The 19,619-nt window shown below is 54.3% G+C and carries 18 protein-coding genes; 12 read left to right on the forward strand and 6 right to left on the reverse strand.

Translation table 11 applies throughout. The features are described from left to right. The first annotated feature begins 33 nt into the window (after positions 1 to 33). Positions 34 to 267 (forward strand): integrase core domain-containing protein, encoded by a 234-nt coding sequence (locus LGH70_RS23950; RefSeq protein ID WP_226190574.1) that lies wholly within the window; start codon positions 34 to 36, stop codon positions 265 to 267. A 103-nt stretch (positions 268 to 370) separates the two neighbouring features. On the opposite strand, the gene LGH70_RS22965 is transcribed toward LGH70_RS23950, so the two are convergent. The 4 genes from LGH70_RS22965 to LGH70_RS22980 all read right to left on the reverse strand — a co-directional run bounded on the left by LGH70_RS22965 (position 371) and on the right by LGH70_RS22980 (position 4,546). Next, on the reverse strand, positions 371 to 811 hold the full coding sequence (locus LGH70_RS22965) for a hypothetical protein (protein ID WP_226190493.1): 441 nt from the start codon (positions 809 to 811) through the stop codon (positions 371 to 373). Between the two features lie 1,074 nt (positions 812 to 1,885). After that, positions 1,886 to 2,233, reverse strand: coding sequence for a hypothetical protein (locus tag LGH70_RS22970; RefSeq protein WP_226190495.1), 348 nt, complete (start codon positions 2,231 to 2,233; stop codon positions 1,886 to 1,888). A gap of 127 nt (positions 2,234 to 2,360) precedes the next feature. Then, positions 2,361 to 3,830, reverse strand: coding sequence for a DUF5712 family protein (locus tag LGH70_RS22975; RefSeq protein WP_226190501.1), 1,470 nt, complete (start codon positions 3,828 to 3,830; stop codon positions 2,361 to 2,363). Between the two features lie 17 nt (positions 3,831 to 3,847). Beyond that, positions 3,848 to 4,546, reverse strand: a complete 699-nt coding sequence (locus LGH70_RS22980) for a hypothetical protein (RefSeq protein WP_226190508.1) — start codon at positions 4,544 to 4,546, stop codon at positions 3,848 to 3,850. Positions 4,547 to 6,381: 1,835 nt separating this feature from the next. Here LGH70_RS22980 and LGH70_RS22985 point away from each other — a divergent pair. From LGH70_RS22985 to LGH70_RS23015, 7 genes are all read left to right on the forward strand, one after another. After that, positions 6,382 to 6,732 carry a hypothetical protein gene (locus tag LGH70_RS22985; RefSeq protein WP_226190510.1) on the forward strand — a complete coding sequence of 117 codons (351 nt, stop codon included), beginning with the start codon at positions 6,382 to 6,384 and terminating at the stop codon, positions 6,730 to 6,732. A gap of 1,050 nt (positions 6,733 to 7,782) precedes the next feature. Beyond that, positions 7,783 to 8,766, forward strand: coding sequence for a replication initiation protein (locus LGH70_RS22990; protein ID WP_226190512.1), 984 nt, complete (start codon positions 7,783 to 7,785; stop codon positions 8,764 to 8,766). A gap of 314 nt (positions 8,767 to 9,080) precedes the next feature. After that, the gene (locus LGH70_RS22995; protein WP_226190514.1) at positions 9,081 to 9,341 is read left to right on the forward strand and encodes a hypothetical protein; all 261 of its coding nucleotides are present in this window, start codon (positions 9,081 to 9,083) and stop codon (positions 9,339 to 9,341) included. After that, entirely contained in the window at positions 9,338 to 10,102 is a 765-nt protein-coding gene (locus tag LGH70_RS23000; RefSeq protein ID WP_226190516.1) for a Fic family protein, read from the forward strand. Before LGH70_RS22995 ends, LGH70_RS23000 begins: the two co-directional genes overlap by 4 nt. Before the next feature lie 850 nt (positions 10,103 to 10,952). Then, positions 10,953 to 12,140: an acyltransferase family protein gene (locus tag LGH70_RS23005; RefSeq protein WP_226190518.1), complete on the forward strand. Its 1,188-nt coding sequence runs from the start codon at positions 10,953 to 10,955 to the stop codon at positions 12,138 to 12,140. 9 nt (positions 12,141 to 12,149) lie between these two features. Next, on the forward strand, positions 12,150 to 13,190 hold the full coding sequence (locus LGH70_RS23900) for a sensor histidine kinase (RefSeq protein ID WP_226190520.1): 1,041 nt from the start codon (positions 12,150 to 12,152) through the stop codon (positions 13,188 to 13,190). After that, positions 13,187 to 13,894, forward strand: coding sequence for a LytR/AlgR family response regulator transcription factor (locus LGH70_RS23015; RefSeq protein ID WP_226190523.1), 708 nt, complete (start codon positions 13,187 to 13,189; stop codon positions 13,892 to 13,894). The genes LGH70_RS23900 and LGH70_RS23015 overlap by 4 nt, the downstream gene beginning before the upstream one ends. A gap of 231 nt (positions 13,895 to 14,125) precedes the next feature. Here LGH70_RS23015 and LGH70_RS23020 read toward each other — a convergent pair whose 3' ends face one another. Together LGH70_RS23020 and LGH70_RS23025 are read right to left on the reverse strand one after the other, a co-directional pair. Beyond that, positions 14,126 to 14,431 carry a hypothetical protein gene (locus tag LGH70_RS23020; RefSeq protein WP_226190525.1) on the reverse strand — a complete coding sequence of 102 codons (306 nt, stop codon included), beginning with the start codon at positions 14,429 to 14,431 and terminating at the stop codon, positions 14,126 to 14,128. A gap of 51 nt (positions 14,432 to 14,482) precedes the next feature. After that, positions 14,483 to 15,160 (reverse strand): AAA family ATPase, encoded by a 678-nt coding sequence (locus tag LGH70_RS23025; protein WP_226190527.1) that lies wholly within the window; start codon positions 15,158 to 15,160, stop codon positions 14,483 to 14,485. 235 nt (positions 15,161 to 15,395) lie between these two features. Between LGH70_RS23025 and LGH70_RS23030 the strand changes: the two genes are divergently transcribed. The 4 genes from LGH70_RS23030 (at position 15,396) to LGH70_RS23045 (ending at position 19,560) form a co-directional block, all read left to right on the forward strand. Further along, on the forward strand, positions 15,396 to 16,001 hold the full coding sequence (locus tag LGH70_RS23030; RefSeq protein ID WP_226190529.1) for an FMN-binding negative transcriptional regulator: 606 nt from the start codon (positions 15,396 to 15,398) through the stop codon (positions 15,999 to 16,001). A gap of 889 nt (positions 16,002 to 16,890) precedes the next feature. Further along, positions 16,891 to 17,559: a hypothetical protein gene (locus LGH70_RS23035; protein ID WP_226190531.1), complete on the forward strand. Its 669-nt coding sequence runs from the start codon at positions 16,891 to 16,893 to the stop codon at positions 17,557 to 17,559. Between the two features lie 432 nt (positions 17,560 to 17,991). Beyond that, positions 17,992 to 18,801 carry a 3'-5' exonuclease gene (locus LGH70_RS23040; protein WP_226190533.1) on the forward strand — a complete coding sequence of 270 codons (810 nt, stop codon included), beginning with the start codon at positions 17,992 to 17,994 and terminating at the stop codon, positions 18,799 to 18,801. Positions 18,802 to 18,909: 108 nt separating this feature from the next. Further along, positions 18,910 to 19,560 (forward strand): BRCT domain-containing protein, encoded by a 651-nt coding sequence (locus LGH70_RS23045; protein WP_226190535.1) that lies wholly within the window; start codon positions 18,910 to 18,912, stop codon positions 19,558 to 19,560. The last annotated feature ends 59 nt before the right edge of the window (positions 19,561 to 19,619 follow it).

Raw genomic sequence — 19,619 nt, forward strand, 5'->3', positions numbered from 1 at the left:
GGCCTGCTGACGCAGCACGGGGCCGTGCAGAGCATGAGCCAGCCCAGCAACTGCTACGATAACGCCCAGCACAAGTCCTTCTGGAGGAGGCTCAAGACCGAGTTGCTTGATGGCGGTAGTTCTCCTGGTCTGGATAAGGCCCGACTTGAACTGGCCCGCTATAGTGCGTACAACAACAACGAGCGATGCCACTCTGCCTTCGGCTACTACTCGCCAAACTGCTTCGACACCCATCTTCAAACCATATCTCCGAAGTGTCCAGCCTAGCTAGACTACGTCGACTTTGTGTACACAGACAGGCGTTGACTTCCGTGATGTGCCACTGCCCGGCGCCTGCAGTGCATCAGGTTCTACATAGCGTAGCATAAGCTTATGCTTGCGCGGGGGGATATTCGACCGTCAGCTTCACCGGGGTAGCTGTAATCGTGTCAAAAACCAGTTCCATGCCATCGGCTAGCCAGCCTTCCTGGGTTGCTTGCTGAAAGTACCGCTGCGCATCTGCAGGCAAGTTCGGAATCAATTTTTCCAGCAAAGTTACATTCGCGGTAAAGTAACTACGAACCTGAGCCAACCCACCCAACTCACGACTCACGCCAAAGGCCTCAATACTGCCAATGGCGGCGTTTTTGACGAACTCGATGTAGCTGGCCGGGTCTGCCCGAAGCGCAGCCAGCATGGCCTGCTCATACTGTTCGGTTTCTGCTCCTTCTGCATTTGCGCGCTGGCCTGAGGCAGCATGCGTGACCGCGACCGTTGTATCGTCGACCAGCTCTACTTCAATAACAACTTTAACTATCTGGGGGGAAGCCATACGCTTTTCGGATAGAGGAGGTGACGTTTGGAAGGGCAAGAGGAAACAGCCAAACCCAAGCAGGTACTTCTACGCTTAGGCAACTCTTTCCCTACCCGTTCTTGTAAATGTCCTTGCTTCATTAGGTGATGGACTGTGTCGTCACAGAAGATATTTGGACTTACCTCCAATCTACTAGAGTAAACTCAGGCTGTTCAGCAGAGAAAGGCATCGATAACAGGAGACAACAGCAAGAAGAAGAACAGCAGCAAGTATAGCCTATTATAATATGTTTATTGCAATAGGTTTATTATAGTAGGTTACTTTTAAGAGGTGGAAGCCGGACTTTTCCAGTCCATGTCACACCCTGATGCCTCAGCTGATCCCCGCTTAGCGCTTATTGCTGCTCGTTTACGGCAGCTGCGTCTTCAAGCGGGGTATACGTCCTATGAAGCCTTTGCCTACGATCATAATCTGCCCCGTGTCGGCTATGGCCGCCATGAGCAAGGGGTTAATCTGACCCTTAAAAGCTTACTGCGCTTGCTGGACATTCACCACCTAAGCCTGGCCGAGTTCTTTGCTTCCCTCGACGAGTCCCCTTCTACTCCACCCGGGTCACCTACTGAAAGTAAATGAGCGCACATCTACGTCCCAATGGTCTTCATGTGCATACTGCTAGAAGCGTGACAACAGCTTGAGTGACGAAGTGGAGCAGCGTCTTCTGCTGCAACGAGATATACTGTCTAGTCTTATGGATGCTGTAAGAGCGTGAAGCGCACGGAAAACGAAAGCGTCCGATTCTAGCGCACAGAAGCCCTGACCGGTGACGCGGCCAGGGCTTCGGAAAGCAGGTGGTTCTAACACCTACTGCCTAAGGCAAGCACCCCGGCAGGAGGTATCACTCTCCTTCGGGCCACTTGGGACTCCCGCAGCCGGTCAAACAGCGGCGGGAGAAACAGGGGCATCACTGCGTCGTGGCGTGATGCCCCACTGGAAGTAAGGGTAGGGGGACGCAGAGACTAACTCTGTGTTTTTCCTGCGAGCAAGATACCGGATTTCTATTGCTTGTGCTGCGCATCGGTTCCGGTAGGAACCCTACTGTGCATAGGTATAGGGCTGCAGGTGCACCCCCATGAGCTGGGGGACGGGGCGGCAGGGCCCCGTGACGCCAGGCGACTGTTCCGGGATCTGCACCCGGTAGCCGTAGCGGCGAAACAGGCGCTGGAATAAGCGCAGGCGCTCCTGGGTAAAGCCCGTCCGGCTCATGCCCTCGGCTCCTTTGGGTGCGGTGAGCAAGGAGCGCACCACGGCCTGGGGCAGGCGGACATGGCGGCTGATGGCGGAGACATTCCAGGGACGCAACGAATCATTGTTGCGCTCGAACCAGTGCTGCAGGTGCTGCCAGCCGTCGGGCTGTTCATAAATGGTACGATGCGTGGGCATGCGGTGGGAGCAAAAAAACGAATTCAGGCGGCAAGATACCGCTAGCCCAGTAAGTACGAGCGTTCGTAGATGCGGCAGGCGATAGCCGGCGAAATCCGAACGATACGGGTTCTATCTACTGCTGCTCTTATTCACGATCTTCATCCCCGCGAACATCCTGGGTGTACCCATGGGTACCCAGGGCCCGGCTTAACTCCTGACCTACGCCAGCGACGTTGCGCGCCGCGGAAGGCTGGTAGGTACGGGCCATGCGGGTGCCGGGACGGCTGTACGTGGGGGGCACTCGGGGCAGCCTGGCTGTTGCAGCAGCGGCCGAAGGCAGCTCATCGCGCAACTCCTTTTCGGGCTTATGCACGCGGCCGGTTCGTAGAAAAGCATACGGTTCCCGCACGGCTTTCCTCGTGTTGGCCTCCCGCCCAATGCGGTTCAGCCGACCATAAAACGCCTTGCTATACTCTTGCTCTCGGGCTATTTCGAGCACCTGGTTAGGAGCCAACTGCTGCTGCTGTGGTAGCTTTTTATTGAGCCGTTCTACCTGCTCCAGAAGCCGATTATCCCGCTTCTGGTTCTCGGCAATCGTGCTGGCAGCCGTCTTGGCATCCTTCCCCGTACGCAGAAACTCATAGGGGTAGTCGTGGTAATTCTGCTTCGCCCCCTCCTTGCCCAGCTGCCCTAAGCGGCCGTAGAAGGCCTTACTGTAGTCCATCTTTCGGGCGGCTTCCAGCACCTGGTTATGCACCAACTGCCGGTCAGCGGGGAGTGTTTTATTTACCCGGTCTACCTGGTTGAAGAGCTGCTTATCGCGCAGATCATCGCCCGTCCGTGGGCTCCTGCTGCCTCCTTTGTTAGTCGCCGACGAGGCGGACTGGCCCTCGTTGGCAGCTGCGCGGCGGCCGATGGAATCGGCCATTTCCTCGGCTGTTTGGGTACGCCTACGGCCTGCGGTACCGGCCTCCTGCTCGTCGGGCTGACCCGCTTCTTGGCCGCGACGACCGGCCTGTTTTACGGGTCCGAACTGCTCTTCAAAGGCAACGTTGGCCTTGGCCATGAAGCTCACCCGGTTGAAGCGGGCGGCACTTCCCAGCGGGTTCAGCGTCAGCTTTTGCTGCGCATCCCGGGCCGACACCATCAGGTGTAGATGGGTCTGCGGCCCCTCCTTGGGCTGGCCGCTGGGGGCCCCATCGTGGCCTCGATGCTTCCGCTCGTCGTGCCGGGTGGCGACCCACACCAGGTCTTTTTCCGTTAGGGGCTGGCCGGATTTCGTGACAAACGTAGCGGCATATTCCTGCATCACCCGGGCCGTATAGGCCTGCAGTTTCTGCGGATCATGGCCGATGTGTTCCAGCTCCTGGGCACTGGGACTGATGACCAGGGAGTAGAATTTCGCGTCGTCTTTGCGCAGGCCCTTGCGGTTGGAATCGATTAATTGCACGGCTTCATCGCCGCTGATATCGTCCCGATTCGCATTGAAAAACACGGCTTTTTCACCTTGTTTCTTAGCCTCACCTTCGAGATAATTGGTGGCTTGCCGGGCACTGCCCCGGTTAGAATAGGCGTTCTTACCGTTGGTGGCCGGGTTGATAATCTTGATGTACATGCGCTGGAAAGGCGGGCTTAGTAGGCGCTGGCCGCCGGGGTGGACTCCTCCGGTTTGGCCGCGGGTTTGGGCCGCTCGGGCCAGGGTGTTGGTTGCGGCGTGGCCTGAGGGGGTGCCAGCGTGGGCAGCAGTTTTTCGACAAACTTGTTCCACTTGGCCTGCACCTCCGCATCCCGTTTCACGTTGAACTCGCGGTGCTTGTCGGGGTACTCAGCCAGCTCCCGGCCCAGGACTTTGAGCATGATCTGCTCGCCCAGCCGCCGGCCATACAGGGCCTCGACATTGTTGAGAAACAGCTCGCGGAGCATGGGCTGAAAGAACAATTCTTCCTGCCCGCTCAGGTGTTCGTGCACGTTACTTTCCATGCCCTGCAGGTAGCCGAACAAGGTCCTTTCGTGGCCGCGCAAATAGCCCGACATATTCTTTTCGTGCTGGGTCAGCCAGCCGAAGACCCGGTTGCCCAGGGCCGTGACCACCTTCTCTAAGTCGTGAATTTTGCCTTGGAGTATCATCCCATCCCGCTGAACTTCCTGCAGGGGGTTGATGCCCCGCTGGGTGAAATAGTCGATGGCCGCTGTGGCATACTCGGCGTTAGTGACTCCCATATTCGTGGTGGCCGCCGTCAACTGGGCGTGGGTTGTTCGGTCAATTTGCACGGCGGTCTTCAGACTGGCCCGCTGCTTTTTGGGGGCTGGGGTGGGAGCGGATTTCTTCATTGGATAGGCATAGCATGGCACAAAACGAGGCCTGAGGCATCGAAAGGTAAAAGGTATGCAATTATTTCTAATCGCATTGTGAGAATCAAGTAGCTAGATCGAATAATTACCAGTATCTTGTAGTAGGCGTTAAATGGGCCATTTTGGCAGCATAGAAAAGTAGAGTTATTACTATTTCCCTATTGACTGTTAAGCAGTTAGAGTATATTATTACCGAAAATCTCTGATTTTTGGACTAAATCATTGACTACCATCGCTTTAGCGTGGAGTCTGTGATGCTCCTCTTGCTAACTATCGTTAGCGTTTTTTTAGGCCGGCTTTCTAGGGCTATTTCCGTCTGCTCTGGCTGGGGGCTGTTTGCTGCGGATCTGCCTACCTCGCGCCTCCCTGGACCCTGCTGTTTCCGGAGCATCCGAACAGCCAGGCCTCCCTACTCCCAGCCCTACCTTGACCAGCTACCTGGTACTCTGTCGGCCCTGGATGTTGACCACTGCCCCAGTTGAGCGGGTGCCCGGTTTGTACCTGGTGGCTGCTCGACTCCCGGGTCCCTTCCTCGCCCAGGTCTCCCCTCCGCTGCACTGCTCTGGCCTGGCCTGGCTGCTCCCTGTGGCCACCAACTCCTGCAGCAGCTCCCGTGGCTCTGCGTTTCTGCCGGCACTTCTTCCCCGAGCTACCCGACTGCCCACTGCCCCCTTGCTGCCTCCCTCGCGCCTGCTCCCGCCCTCGTGTGTGTGCGACCCCCGATCAGCGTGAAAAATGGCACTCCCTCTCCCCGGCCATTTCCGACTGTGCGCCTCCTGCAGCTCCTGGCCCTTCTGCCTCAGCTGCCCTGTTCCCTTCGCGTCTCTTGTGGCCGAACCTTCCCGATGGCCACTACCGGCCGTTGGGGAATTCTTGGCGCGGGTGTTTCTCCAGACTCTTGGGTATCCTGCGCTGGCCAGTACCCAGCTTTCACCCAGTTGCTGACTACTGCTCTCCCACCCAGGTCCTACGCGCTCCCCTGCCCATCACCCGAAGCACCTGCTCCCGGGTACTCCTACCTGCTTGGGTATGCGGTTGTGTGTGCTCGCCTGTCTGCCTGCTCGCTCCCGTGTCCTTGCACTCACCCACCTGCGCACTCCTGCCCCCACACGTGCACGCCTACCCACGCACATGCCTACTCGCACGCGACCCCTAAATAGCCTGACTAGCTGATAAAGCATAACGGGCAGTCGAGCTAAAAACTCGCCCCTCCCCCTTGTCATCACCTCCGAATTGTGCTGCTGACCTGGTGCTGGATTTTCCCTGCAAAAGCATCTCTAGAATCTGACGCCTCTTCAGCTGCTTCAGATTCCTCACTCCTCAGGCTTCTGAGAAACTTCATCGGAGCCGTTGTTGGTCGTTGCCATGGTAATCAGAAATCGAAGCTGCTCGAAATCCAGAGTCACACGCCCGCCCACGTGTATACACGTGCGTGCGCGTGTGACCCCCATTGCCGGCTGAGCGAATATTTACTACAAAGCCGAAATCAGGAAGTACAAGGAATTCTATTTTCCCAGAAATGCGGTACAATGGCAAATTCCAGAAAGTCCATTTTAGTCTAAAACCGCATTCTGGCCATGTCCCATTTTATACCAATATGGGCCGCCCATAATTCCTGGTTTCCTAGATTTTATACCTCGCACACAGGCGCGCAGTACATGTGCGCACGTGAGCATGTACCTGCTCATCCCTACGTACCCATTGTGTGTGCCTGCTCCTGACTCCCACCTTTCAGAAATTCCTGTACCTTGCTTCCGACTCGAACGCATTAGGCCTCCGAGTTCGACTATCACTACCCCGCTACCTTTCCCATCATGAGCAATCTGGAAAATCAATCCTCCCCTGGTTCGGATGCCTCAGAGGCTGCAGCAGACTCGGCCGGCCCCTCTCCCGCGCCCACGTCTGCCCCTGCTCGTACGAGCACGACGGCCACCACCGGCAAAAAGAAGAACAGCCCGCCGACGCCCACGACGGTTGAGCGCGTCGGCCAGCCCTACCGTCTGACTCAACCCCTGGACTGGGGCGTACGGTTTGCCTGTTTGATGCTGGAGCAGGAAGATGGCACCCGACGCACCCAACAGGACTTCGTGGATGAAGCCGTCCGGGCCCACCTCGACCGCCTCCGCAAAAAGGGCATGGCCTTCCCTGACAAGATGCTGGAGTAAGCGGTTTCCCCCAGGCCCTGAGGCTGCTCCTGGCGCCGAGAAAACCTGAATTCTCTCCGGCGTGATTCGTGCTCTCTCGTTTTACGCGTTTTTAAGCCCGTCACTGCACGATCAGCTTTTAGGCAGCCCTTTGTACGCATTTGGGGTCGTTCTTCTCACAGCGCACAGGAATCTATCGGATAGTGGCTGTTCCTATCCCACTCCTCCCTATCCTGTTGCTGATTTTTGAGAGACAGCACACCATTTTGTATGTTAATGTATAATTAATATTTAAATAGTGCAATCGCCTTCACTGGCTTCGTGTTGATTTGTTTTGTCTGTTTCGTTTCGCTTGTGTTTTGATTTACGAACAGATCCTTTCAATGCTTTTTACCCCTTCCCAATTATTGTGAGCTTTTTATTTATTTGTTCTATTTGAGGGCTTTCTAACTGCATGTATTCCAATGCATTACAATGGTTAACTGTTAGGTTTCGTGTGTTAACTGTTAGGTTTCGTGTGTTAACTGTTAGGTTTCGTGTGTTAACTGTTAGGTTTCGTGTGTTGAACTGTTAGGTTTCGTGTGTTAACTGTTAGCAAGGTTATAAACACTAACACATGGTCGATAATTGGTTAGGTTGGTCGATTTCAGTCATCCACATTAGTCTTTCCTCCTTAAATCGGGATTATTTTGTCCTCTAAAGCACTGTTTAAGAGCCCGATAAGCTATTAATTTTAATAGCTTATCGGGCTAACTGTTAGGTTTCGTGCGTCGAACTGTTAGAGTTCGTGTGTAATGTTTGAAAGCCATTTTCACCCTAGTATGAGTCTCAGGTGGGTTCTGTATTTCACGTATTCATCATAATCATTGTCAATATAATGTTGATATATAAAGCTTCATGCAATTAAATTTAATTGCATCACATTCAAACTGTTAGGTTTCGTGTGTTGAACTGTTAGAGTTCGTGTATCAAATTGTTAGTATTTTTGATAGCACTAACAGTTCCTATTGTTAGTATGCTTGCGGCAACTAACAATTTGATTATATTGTCACACAATTAATCCATTATACGATGGCAGGAACGCTGACAGTGGTTAAATCGCCACTTCATATTCGTCAACATAATGCTTTAACAACTGCTCGTTACGAGTATTCAGAGTTACAGTTGGATTTCCTGTTTTTTCTGATTTCCAAGCTTCGGGCGACTAAGGATAACGTCTCTTATACTCTTTCAATCTCCGAATTGTCTGCGCTCACAGGTAAGCGCTATAACTATAAATATTTGCAGGAAGCTACTGCTGCTATGGGTTCAAGGCTCTTTGAGATTAAAACTGAGGGCAGCTACAAACAGCTCTGGATGTTTCAATCCGTAGACTATCTGCACGGGCAAGGGATCATTGAAGTGAAGTTATCGGAGGATATACTTCCCTTCCTATTCGATCTCAAGAACAACTTCACTTCTTATGAATTACAAGCCGCGCTGAAGCTTACCAGTAAGTATGCTAAACGGATTTACCCTTTGTGCTCCCAATGGAAAGACAGAGGAGCTACTCCTCTTCAGACTCTGCGCGATTTCAAGCACATGTTAGGTCTTATCACAAAAGGAAAGGAAGAATATCCTACTTTCGGCCCTTTTAAGACATTCGTATTAAATACAGCGATCAAGCAGATTAACGAGAATACTGATATTGAGATCGAGTTGGTAACAGAGAAACTGGGAAGAGCCGTTCATCAAATTGGCTTCAAAGTATCTGTTAAGCCATATGCGCTGCAGATTCAGTTCAGTAACGATCACCTGCCCGCTATTTTAGCACCTGATGGCATTAACCATGAACAGTACGACAATGCTGAACGCATTCTTGATGAGGTCCGCATTGTCGACGAAAAGCTACGCCACCAAATTCTCAGTAGTTCAAAATTGGTTAGGGCTGTACTTAAGTTCAGCTATGACTTACGGACAGGGAAGATAGTGAAACCTAAGAATGCTGGTGGTTACCTCCTTACCGCACTTGGTTTAGCTCCCAGAGCGACCAAGTCCGCCGCCAAATCATCCTAAATTTCGTGGCGAAGGAGTCCATCAGTAGCCGGTTCGCTTCGACGAGTCTCCCAAGCAAACCAAGATTCGATGGCGCACCGGCATCTGAAGTTACTGAGTATCAAAGGTCCCAAGCTGATCAGCCAAATCATCAACGATGATGGGCTCGTAAATGAGCTGTTCAAGTTTATGTACCGTCTGAAGACTGATAAGATCAAAGCCGATAAGAACCCCGCCGGGCTCCTGTTAACTGTCCTGGGGCTCAAAACCCCGGCCAAAAGTAGCTACTCTACCCCTCCTCTGCCATGACACCACACGACCAAGAGGCCTATCGCGTGCTCAGAGCCTATCTGACGCATCTTCTGACCGATCCTCGGGACAAAGCCCTACAGGATGTGCCGGCGCTGCTACGCGCCAGTGTAGAAGCCTTTATGCAGGGCAAGACTGTGTACCATGATGCACAGGATCAGCCCATGATCTATGCCCATGACCTAGCCGCGTGGGCCCACCAGGTCATTCACGTTTCCGGCCTGGAGTACCCAGTAGCCTTGGCTACAGTCGACGTGGAGAGCCTGCGCCAAGCCATGGCGGCATGAGTTGGAGTGAAATTGAGCGCCTAACGGCGCTGGTGCAGCAGATAGAGGCCTCCGAACGCCTGTCGCGCCAACAGCTCAACCACGTGCTGGTATCTGCCCACTCGACGATGATTGAGGGCTCTCGAGTAACGGTACAGTCAGCCTTCGACTTCCTGGTAGGTGATGAAGCCAAAGTAGATCCCAGGCTTCCCTGGGATGGTTACGACATGCTGGCCGACCACGCCCAGGCACTGGACCTGGCGTTGCGGTGGGCTGATGAGCGGCGTCTTCCATCGGTGCACCTACTGCAGGAGTTAGCCGGGGCCGTCATGCGCACTACGGGGCTGCAAACCAATAGTATTTTAGGCACAACCGATGCTGCCCGCGGAGATTTCCGGTTGGACAAGGTTTCGATCCTAGGGGCCAGTTCCTTCCCCAACGCCCAGAAAGTACCGGCGCTCGTGGAGCAGCTTACCCAACAGTTGCGGGAACAAATGAAGCAAGCAGCTACGCTGCAGGAGCAGCTCACCCTTGCGTTTGATGCCCACCAGCAACTGGTGAGTATCCATCCCTTCAACGATGGCAATGGACGTACCTCCCGGTTGCTCATGAACTACATCCAGCACTATTATGGCCAGCCATTAACCGTCGTCTTCCGGGAGTATAAAGCCGCTTATTTCTCGGCGCTGGAAGTAAGCCGGCAAACCCAGGACCTCACCCAATTCCGTGTGTTTATGCAGGCCCAACATATAAAATCGTTGGAGCACCAGTTACGCAAGTGAAACAACAACTGATTCTACAACTAAAATAGGATGTTAAAAAAGTTGTATATTAAGATACACATTCTATCTCAAGACATTCAAAAACAATGCATTACCCGTTTTTTCGCTGGTCTGGCATACACGATAGGCTATGAATATAGTTCGATGTCAAAGCACACTTTATATACTCGGCAGGATCCACTGTTGGTGAAATTACTGCACTAGTACCTATCGAGTTCCAGAGCAAAAGAACGCTTGCTGAGTCGCGCCTAGCGCAACCCTACATGGTCGTATTCCCAATCGGCATCAAGCAGATCAAAGAAGGTTTCTACAGGGGCCGCAGCGGCTTGAGCACCGCATATTATCTCTACTAACCCCTGCTTCTGGAAGTCCTTTTTGTAGCAGCTGGGGATAAAATTACGCTAAGCTTTTACGGCCAGTTGAGTTAGTAGCTCAGCGTGGCCTGCAGGTGCTTGGCCTTAGTTAAACGTTTGGTCCAAAGGTTACATGGGCGGCTTTATGGTGGCGGCATCCCACTCAATGGTAAGTAGAGTTTCCAAGTCGAATTGCAGCACACCTATCAGGCTTCATCAAAGAAATCAAACTCGCCTTAGAGGCTATCGCTACAACCCGTCTAAAAATTTCGTTAAGTCCGAGTAGGACATTGTAGCCCCTGTAGCTGTTTTACAGCAACTTCGAACCACTAGACAGCCAAGAAGGCCTTGGGAAATACCACCACAGCCGCTGCTTCCACCAATACTCTACAGCGCCGCTGGTCACCGATTTCAGCCCGGTGGTCAAATCATTTTCTGGCCGACAAGTAGTTGGAGTTCCTTTGGCAGAAAGACCTTGCACCGCTGACTTCAAGCCCATGGAACCAACTCCCCGCCAACCCTACCTCGACTGGCTGCGCCTGCTGTGCATTGCCGGTGTGCTAGTATTTCACTGCGCGATGCCCTTTGCCGCCGAAGAGCAGTGGCACATCCGCAACCCGGAAAGTACTAACCTGCTGATGGAGCTGGTCGTGTTCCTGCATCTGTTTCGCATGCCACTACTGTTTTTCGTGTCGGGCGCGGTGAGCTATTACATGCTGCGGCGGCGCTCGGCCGGCCGCTTCGTGGGGCTGCGGCTGCGGCGGCTGCTGGTGCCGCTGCTGTTCGGCATGCTGGTGGTGGTACCCCCGCAGGTTTACATGGAGCGGCTCACACAGGGCTTCCTGGGTAACTTCTGGGACTTTTACCCAAGCATCTTCACCACCGGCCCCTACCCGGCCGGCAACTTGAGCTGGCACCACCTCTGGTTTGTGGCCTACCTGCTGGCCTACGACGTCCTCTTTGCCCCGGTGTTTGCCTGGCTGGCCAGCCCGCGCAGCGCTGGGTTCCGAGCTTGGCTGAGACACCAGGCGCGGGGCTACCGGGTGTACTGGCTGGCGCTGCCCGGCATCCTGTGGTACGCCGCTACCTCCCGCGCCCTGCCCCAAACCAACGACCTGGTGCACGACGGCGGCTACTTCGTCTACTGGCTGCTGTTTGTGTTGGTGGGTTTCCTGTGCGCTGCCCAGCCCGCCTTGCTCGACCGACTGGAACGGCTGCGACGGCCCTCGCTCACTATCGGCTTCGTGCTGCTGCTGGTATTCAACTACCTGCGCTGGAACGACGTGGAACTCCCTGCCGGTTTCCCGCCGATTTTTACCCCGGCCATTGCTTGGAGTTTGGTGCTGGCCTTCATCGGCTACGGGAAGCGCTACCTGCAGCGCCCACACGCTACGCTGGTCTACTTCAACCAGGCCGCCTATCCCTTCTACATCGTGCACCAAACGGTGATCGTGGTGCTGGCCTACTACGTGGTGCAGGTACAGCACGAGAGCATTCTGGGCAAGTACCTGTTCCTGGTAAGTACTACCTTGCTCGTGTCCATGGGTATCTTTCACCTGTTGGTGCAGCCGTTCGCCCCACTACGGTTCCTGTTCGGCATGAAGCCCCTGGCAAAGCAGTCGAATCGGCCTTCGCTATCTGAACCGTTGGCTCCAATAACGCAAGAAGTGCTGCTCACCGCTTAATTTTGCCCCGTGAAGTATCTACCTGCCCTGCGCCGCTACCTGCTGCCGGCCGGCTTTGGCTTGCTGGGGTATGGTACCTTGCGGCTGCTGAACGACACGGTATCAGGGTTCCGCTTCTGGGAGCGGTCTTGGGCGCTGAACTTGCTGGAAATGGCTGTTAGCGTGGGGCTGGGGTATGGGCTGCTTGCCGCCTGCCGGCGCTTGCTGCATTCCTTTCATCCAGAGGCTGGGCCAGCTGCCGACCACGCGGTGCTGGGGCGTGAGCTGCTGGCCGTAGCGGCTGTCACGGAGCTGATGGTCAACCTGGTTTTTACCCCGTTGGCAGCCCTGACCGACGATGGCCTCTCATGGGCCGACTTTGCGGCCATCAACACCGTGCCGCTTCTCTACGTGCTGATGTACTATGGCGTGCTGCGCAGCCGCCACTACCTACGCACCGCGCTCAGCCAGCAGCTGCAGCTGGAGCGTGCCGCTCGCGAGCAGGCCCTTACCGAGCTTAAGTTCTTACGGGCGCAGTACCACCCACACTTTCTGTTCAACGCGTTGAACACGGTATACTTTCAGATGGACGAGGACGTAGCCGCCGCTAAGCGCAGCGTGGAGCAACTGGCCGACCTGCTCCGCTACCAGCTCTACGACCAGCAGCAGCCTGTGCCCATCCGGCAGGAGTTGCAGTACCTGCGCAGCTACTTGGAACTGCAGCGGGTACGCAACTCGGAGAAGCTGCGGCTGCACGTAGCAGTGGCCCCACAGCTGTGCGAGCAGCGCCTGTACCCTCTGCTGCTGCTGCCCTTGCTGGAAAATGCGTTCAAGTACGTGGGCGGGGCCTACGAAATCGACGTGCGGGCTACGCTAACTGCCGACACGCTGGAGTTCCGGGTGTGCAACTCCGTAGCCGCCAGCCCCCGCGCCGTGTGCCCTAGCGGCATTGGCTTGGATAACTTACGCCGCCGCTTACAGCTGCTTTACCCACAGCGCCACCAGCTGCGGGTCGAGCCGCAGCCTACGTCTTTTACGGCTTCGCTCACCCTCGCCCTGTTGCCCGCATGAACCGTCCCTTGCGCTGTCTGATCACCGACGACGAACCCTTCGCCCGCAAAGGCCTGCAACGCTACGTGGAGCAGCTGGCCTTTTTGGAGCTGCGCGGCCTGTGCGCCGATGCGCTGGAACTGGGTGAACATCTGCGTCGCCAACCCATTGACCTGGTATTCCTCGACATCGAAATGCCCCAGCTGAGCGGGTTGGAGTTCCTGCGCCAGGCACCCGGCCCGCACCCGCAAATCATTTTCACCACGGCCTACGAACAGTACGCGTTGGCGGGCTACGAGCTCGACGTGCTCGACTACCTGGTTAAGCCGATTTCCTTCGAGCGGTTTGTGCGTGCCGCGGGGAAGGCCTACGATTACTTTCGGCTGCGTATTCAACCCGAGGCCAATCCCGGCTACTTCTTCGTGAAGGCTGACGGCCGGCTGGAGAAAGTGGTGTTTGCCGACATCCTCTTCGTGGAGGCGCTGGAAAACTACGTCACCATCTACACAGCCGAGCGCAAAATCATCACGCACTCTACCTTGAAGGCGCTGCTGGCCCGCCTACCCGTCAGCACTTTCGTGCAAACGCACAAGTCGTACTTGGTAGCCCTGCAGCACGTGGACTTCCTGGAAGGCAACGTGCTGCGGCTGCGCCAGCACCAGGTACCCATCAGCAAGCTGATGCGGCCCCAAGTACTGACGCAGCTCGGGCTTATGGACTTGTAGTCGGACTAGAGATTAACCCTGTTCAGTTAAACGTCGAGTGGAAAACGGATAACCCTAGGCCACCCATGTAACCTTTGGACCAAACGTTTAACTAAGGCCAAGCACCTGCAGGCCACGCTGAGCTACTAACTCAACTGGCCGTAAAAGCTTAGCGTAATTTTATCCCCAGCTGCTACAAAAAGGACTTATTTAAGTTGAATTTTACAACTAAAATTACAACCTAGACTACAACTATTTTTGGTTGCGAGATTTCCTTTCCTTCTCGATCTTCTCCTTCACCGCCGACACGACAAAATCGTGAATAGAGATCCGATCACGCTTGGGCAAGCTATCCTGGATAGCGCGGATCTGCGCCAGCTCACTCTCATAGATTTTGAAGGTGAAAGACTTCAGCTTATCCTCTTCCGGTTCTGGTTTGGCCGGAGTGGCAGCAGGCTTTTCCAGAACAGACCCACCTTTGTCAATCATTTCCTGCATCGCCGGATTTACGAGTGACACAGGGGGAGTAGGAGGGAGGCCGAGCTTTGGTTTTTTCATGAATCAGGTTGTTAACTAGCTTCTATTTAGACAAGCAATTCTAGTTGCAAATCAAGTTGTGGTTTTGCTTGTCGTATTAGTTGCTTTCGCCGCCATTACTACAGTGCTACACAAGTCATTGACTTCAGCTATTGCTTTCTCGTCACCAGGCTTTAGTTCCAACACGCCCAGGCCAGCGGCAGCGGCATTGCCAAACGAAATCCGGTTACCCATAGCCGTCTCCAGAAACTGCAAGTACTCCGAGCTGCGAAGCAGTTCCGCGGCTTCCTCCTTATAGGTGCCACGTGCATCTGCCTTATTGATGAAGGTTAAGCAACGCAACGACGGGTTGAAAGGCGTTACCTCCGCAATCAGATTTTCCACTTTGCGCAGAGTCCAGATATCCAGTGACCGGGGAGCAAAGGGTACTAGGTACACGTGAGATATTGTCAAGGCCGAGCGTTGGCTTACCGTATCCCGTCCACCTGTATCGATAACAATGTCGTCACACTTAGTAGCCAGGCGCTGCACCTGGGCATTCAACTCCCGGCCGGTAACCTTTACCGCTGTATACCCTAAGTCGCCATCGAGAGTCTGATGGCGAAACGAAGTGAAGTCCGTTGCTGACTCCTGATCGTCGGCATCGATCAGAATTACGTCGCGTCCTTGCCGCAGCAGGTACACCGTTAGATTCGTGGCGACAGTGGTTTTACCACTACCCCCCTTGATACCGCCTACTGTGTAGATCATGTTGTCAATATTGAACTGAGCAGAGTTGCAAACCTAGTTGTAAAACTAGTTGCGCGTTCACATCTAAGCAAGTGCCGGCTACAAATAAAATTGTGTTGACTGATGTAGCAAGAAAGTGCTGTTCTACTGAAGAAACAGCATTATCTAGAGTGTCACACCTATATTTAAGCTAAAGGATGCGCGATCAGGCACGCTGCCGCAGTCCTTAACCATCACCTAATGGGCGCTCTGTCACATGTATATACCAGCCGGTTTCGAGTTTGCTGACCACCCATCCCTGGTTGCCTTCCTCCAACGTTACAGCTTTGCGACCCTGATCAGTGTCGACCAAGGCCTGCCCGTGGCCACGCACCTGCCCTTTAGCATCCTTTCCGACGGCGCACAGCTACGTCTTACCGCGCACCTGGCCCGGGCCAATCCCCAATGGCGCTCCTGGGCAGGACAAGAGGTGTTGGTCATCTTTGCTGAGCCGCACGCGTACATTTCACCCACTCTTTATGAAAAGCGGGAAAGTGTACCAACCTGGGATTACCTGGCCGTACACGCCTACGGTCAGGTACGCCTGCTGGAGAGCGAAGCAGACACGACTCAGGCCCTACAGCAGCTCATTGCCACGTATGAGCCGAGCTATCAGGGACAATGGGACAGTTTGCCCGCCGCGTATAAAGCCGGTATGTTCCGGGGTATTGTGGCCTTTGAGATAGAAGTAACCCACCTGCAGGGCCAACAGAAAGTCAGCCAGAACAAATCAGCCGCCGAGCGCGCTGCCATTGCTACGCATCTGGCCAGCAGCGACGATGCACTGGCGCGCGAACTGGCTCCCTATATCCAGATAGGGTAGGGGCCAGTTGCCTTTCGTTGGAATGTACCGGACTCAATTGTTCAGCAATTCGACCGTGGCTGTTGCAGAACTCGGTGCGGCCCTAATAAGCGAGGGTTTCAGGAACCAGTACCCGCTGCAAAAGCTCTCCAACAGCCTTTTACAGATAAATTATCGTTTCCAGTGCCGGTTTTGAACTGTCCAGAGACTTCTGCAACAGCCACGACCGTTTAAGTGAACGCTCAAATGCTACCTGACCCCAGCTCGTATCACTTTGTTGAGATGCAGCTTGATCCTAAGTACCGGTGGGTGGTACATAGTCCACTCATGAAAGGTGACGGTATCGCCAGTAGGTAGGATACGCCGTGTCACCCGATCGTTACTAAGAGGTAGCGTATGCTGCTTGGCAAGCGCTTTCAGGTCCAAGCGCTGGTTCTGAGCACACGCACTTGCGACCACTAACACTTGATGGGCACCCAGCTGCACCAGATCACAGGGCTCTAAGATGCGTATCACGGTTTCTAGATCGTCAACGGACGACATTTCCACTTGCGTGCTATCGTCCTGCTGAGTTACTTTTAGGTAATACAGTTGAGTCGAATCGATAGGATTGCGTTGGATATACGTCAGAAGCTGTTCCCGCACGGTGGCATTCGCTAATACAACAGCATAATGTGTAGGAGGCTTCTTCGTACAAGAGACCAGCAGGAGGAGCATACCGAACCATTTCAGCATAGAAATATCGTGTAGTAAAAGAAGAGGAAATAGAGCCGTCCTAAAAGTTACCTTACATTAAATCGAGCGGCTTAGACCACCGTTTGCTTGAACTCCTGCCTTTTTCATGCTCTCCCAAGTATGAAGCAGCGTGTTACCTTTGAGGGGCGTCCCAGAGTGGAAGCGAAGCGACATCATGTGGATTGTACTCTTTGTGTTTGGAGGCGTCATCGGCCTCTACCTGTTCCTTCTCCACTTCCTGCCCCGCTACCTTTCCCCTGAGGCTGTGCGGCGGCCTTTGCAATGGACACACTGGGGGAGCGGAGCATTAGTATTAGTGACCGTCCTGATAAGCAGTAGCAGTTGGGACCTGAGTATTCGCTACCCAACGCTTTTTTCTTTTGTCATCGTGGGCAGTGGGTTTATCGCGGGACTCCGTGTGAAGCTGGCCTTGATTTTTGGAAAGGGTAGGCTCCTTGCTCATTGGCAGTCGTTGCTCACTTCCCTGCTCATTCCCGTGCTATTCGTATGGGCGATCTTCCATCAGCGTGATATCGAGTATTGGGACGCGGACGTCAGCGTAGAGGTGACCAAGCACACCGACCCGTCCAGCGGTAGCCTGACGACCTGGGTGACGCTTTATCAGTCCCAAGGCATCCTATTTGAGCAGCACATAGGCTACCTGCACGCCACGAAGGCCAATCTGTACGACCACGATCATACGAACGAAGATTTCAACAATAAGGAGTGGTGGCACACCGTCCGCCACGTGACCGTCGAGGCCGACTCGCTGAGGGGAGTCGTTCAGCATCCTGAAGGGGACTATCCTTTTGTGGTGAGCAAGCACTGGAACCCTTCGAGCTAGGTGCTAGCACCTTCATCAGCGCCCGTCGAGGCCGCACGGCTGCCGGTCAAAGACAACAGTCCATCTACCGGGTAGAAGATTTGCTCGCTCTTTAAAGTGTTACCGCGTCGGTTCAAAATTGAGCTCCTTTTCCTGTACAACTCAGACACTGGGCGGTGGGGAGGAAAATAGCTCACGAAACAGCTGAAAACGGTTCAGAAAACTTGTTCAGCAATCAAAGTACAGGAAAGGGTATTCTTAAGATAAGAAGCCTGAACTCAGCTGTATGAGGAAAAGGACCTATTAGTATCTCCAAAGTAAAGGCATGGCCCATGAGGTTTTGATAGATGCGAGTCGCTAAAAATAGGTTGACCATAGCTCTATGGATTTACCCCAAAATTTGATAGCATTGTAGAATGCCTACATAGTGATGTAAGCAGTTAATCCTACTTTATGCTCCGCTTAGTACGGCCGTTGGTTGTCTTCGATTTAGAAACCACGGGAACAGATACCGTCAATGATCGAATCGTTGAAATATCCATCCTGAAGATATTTGCTGACGGTACCCGTGAAACCAAAACTCGACGGTTGAACCCGGGGCGTCCTATTCCGGCCGCGGCCACGGCTGTGCATGGCATCAGCGACGCGGATGTGGCCGCGGAGCCCACCTTTAAGCAGATAGCGAAGGGCTTATTGGTCTACTTGTCTGGATGCGACTTATGCACCTTCAATGGTAAGCGGTTTGATGTTCCTTTGCTGGCGGAAGAATTTGCGCTGGTCGGAGTAGACTTTCCTTCCTGGGACACGTCCGTCATTGACGTTTCTGACATCTACCGTATCCTAAACCCGCGCACCCTTGGCGCTGCGGTGACGCAATATCTAGGTCGTGAACACACGCAGGCCCATACCGCCGAGGCGGATACGGCGGCGACATTTGACCTACTCGAAGCGTTAGCCCATGGTCCATTATCTCATTTTCTACAAACCAGTGACCAGGTATGCGCCGATGAGCTGTTCTGCCCCAGCGGCCTAAGCGACTTCGGTGACGGGGTGCACCACGGCCGCTCGCGCGCCATCCGCATCGATCCGGCGGCCAAGATGATCCGCAACGCGGAGGGTATCATCGTCTGGAACTTCGGCAAGCACTTCGGCCAGCCGGTAACCCAGTCAGATCCGGGCTACATCACCTGGATCATGGGCAAGGACTTTGCCCAAACCACGAAGCTGACGGTGCGCAAAGTCTTGGACCGCCTCTTAGTGTAGCGGCACGCTCGCGCGCTATGCATTTGATTACCCCTCAGTGGGCCACTGCCTCCGCACAGGTGCTTCCTGTATACTTATTTCTGCACTATCCTTTTTTCCTTTTGTCTGATGAGTACGTACCCCAACCCGCTGGACCTGCACGGCCAGCCGCTGCAACTCTTTAACCGCGCTAATAACACGGCCAAAGCCGTAGACCAACTCGTGGGCATCTGCACGGGCATCTTGGCCGACGGCGAGGTCAGTGAGCGCGAAGCCATTTTCTTTGCCGAGTGGGTACGCAAGCACGCGGCCGACACACCGGTCTGGCCACTGACCGCTGTACTGAGCCGGGTAGAGCGCATCTTCGAAGACGGTGTCTGTGACGCTGAGGAGCGAGCGGAGCTGCAAGAAGTGATGGAAACGCTGTGCGGCTTTATGCAAGCGCCCACTCCCCAGGCGGAGACGTTGTCGACTGCCTTGCCGCTGTGTGTACCGCAACCCCACCCGCTGGTGTTCAGCGACAAGCAAGTGGTAGTAACCGGCAAATTTGCCTACGGGGCACGCACGGCTGTATTTGAAGCCATTGATGCGCTGGGCGGGCAGCCCACCGATTCGTCTCCCACTCGCGCTACCGATTACCTGGTTATCGGCGTATTTGCCAGTCGCGATTGGATCAATACCAGCCACGGGCGCAAAATTGAAAAGGCTGTGCAGTTGCGTGACAAGGGCACTGGCATTCGTATTCTCTCCGAAGAGCACTGGCGCCAGTTTGTCAAATAGCAATGCTGTAGTTGAGCACCCACCGGCATAGAACGCCTAACCCTTGAGTTACCCCACTC

It is taken from the genome of Hymenobacter nitidus, from assembly GCF_020447315.1.
Lineage (GTDB): Bacteria > Bacteroidota > Bacteroidia > Cytophagales > Hymenobacteraceae > Hymenobacter > Hymenobacter nitidus.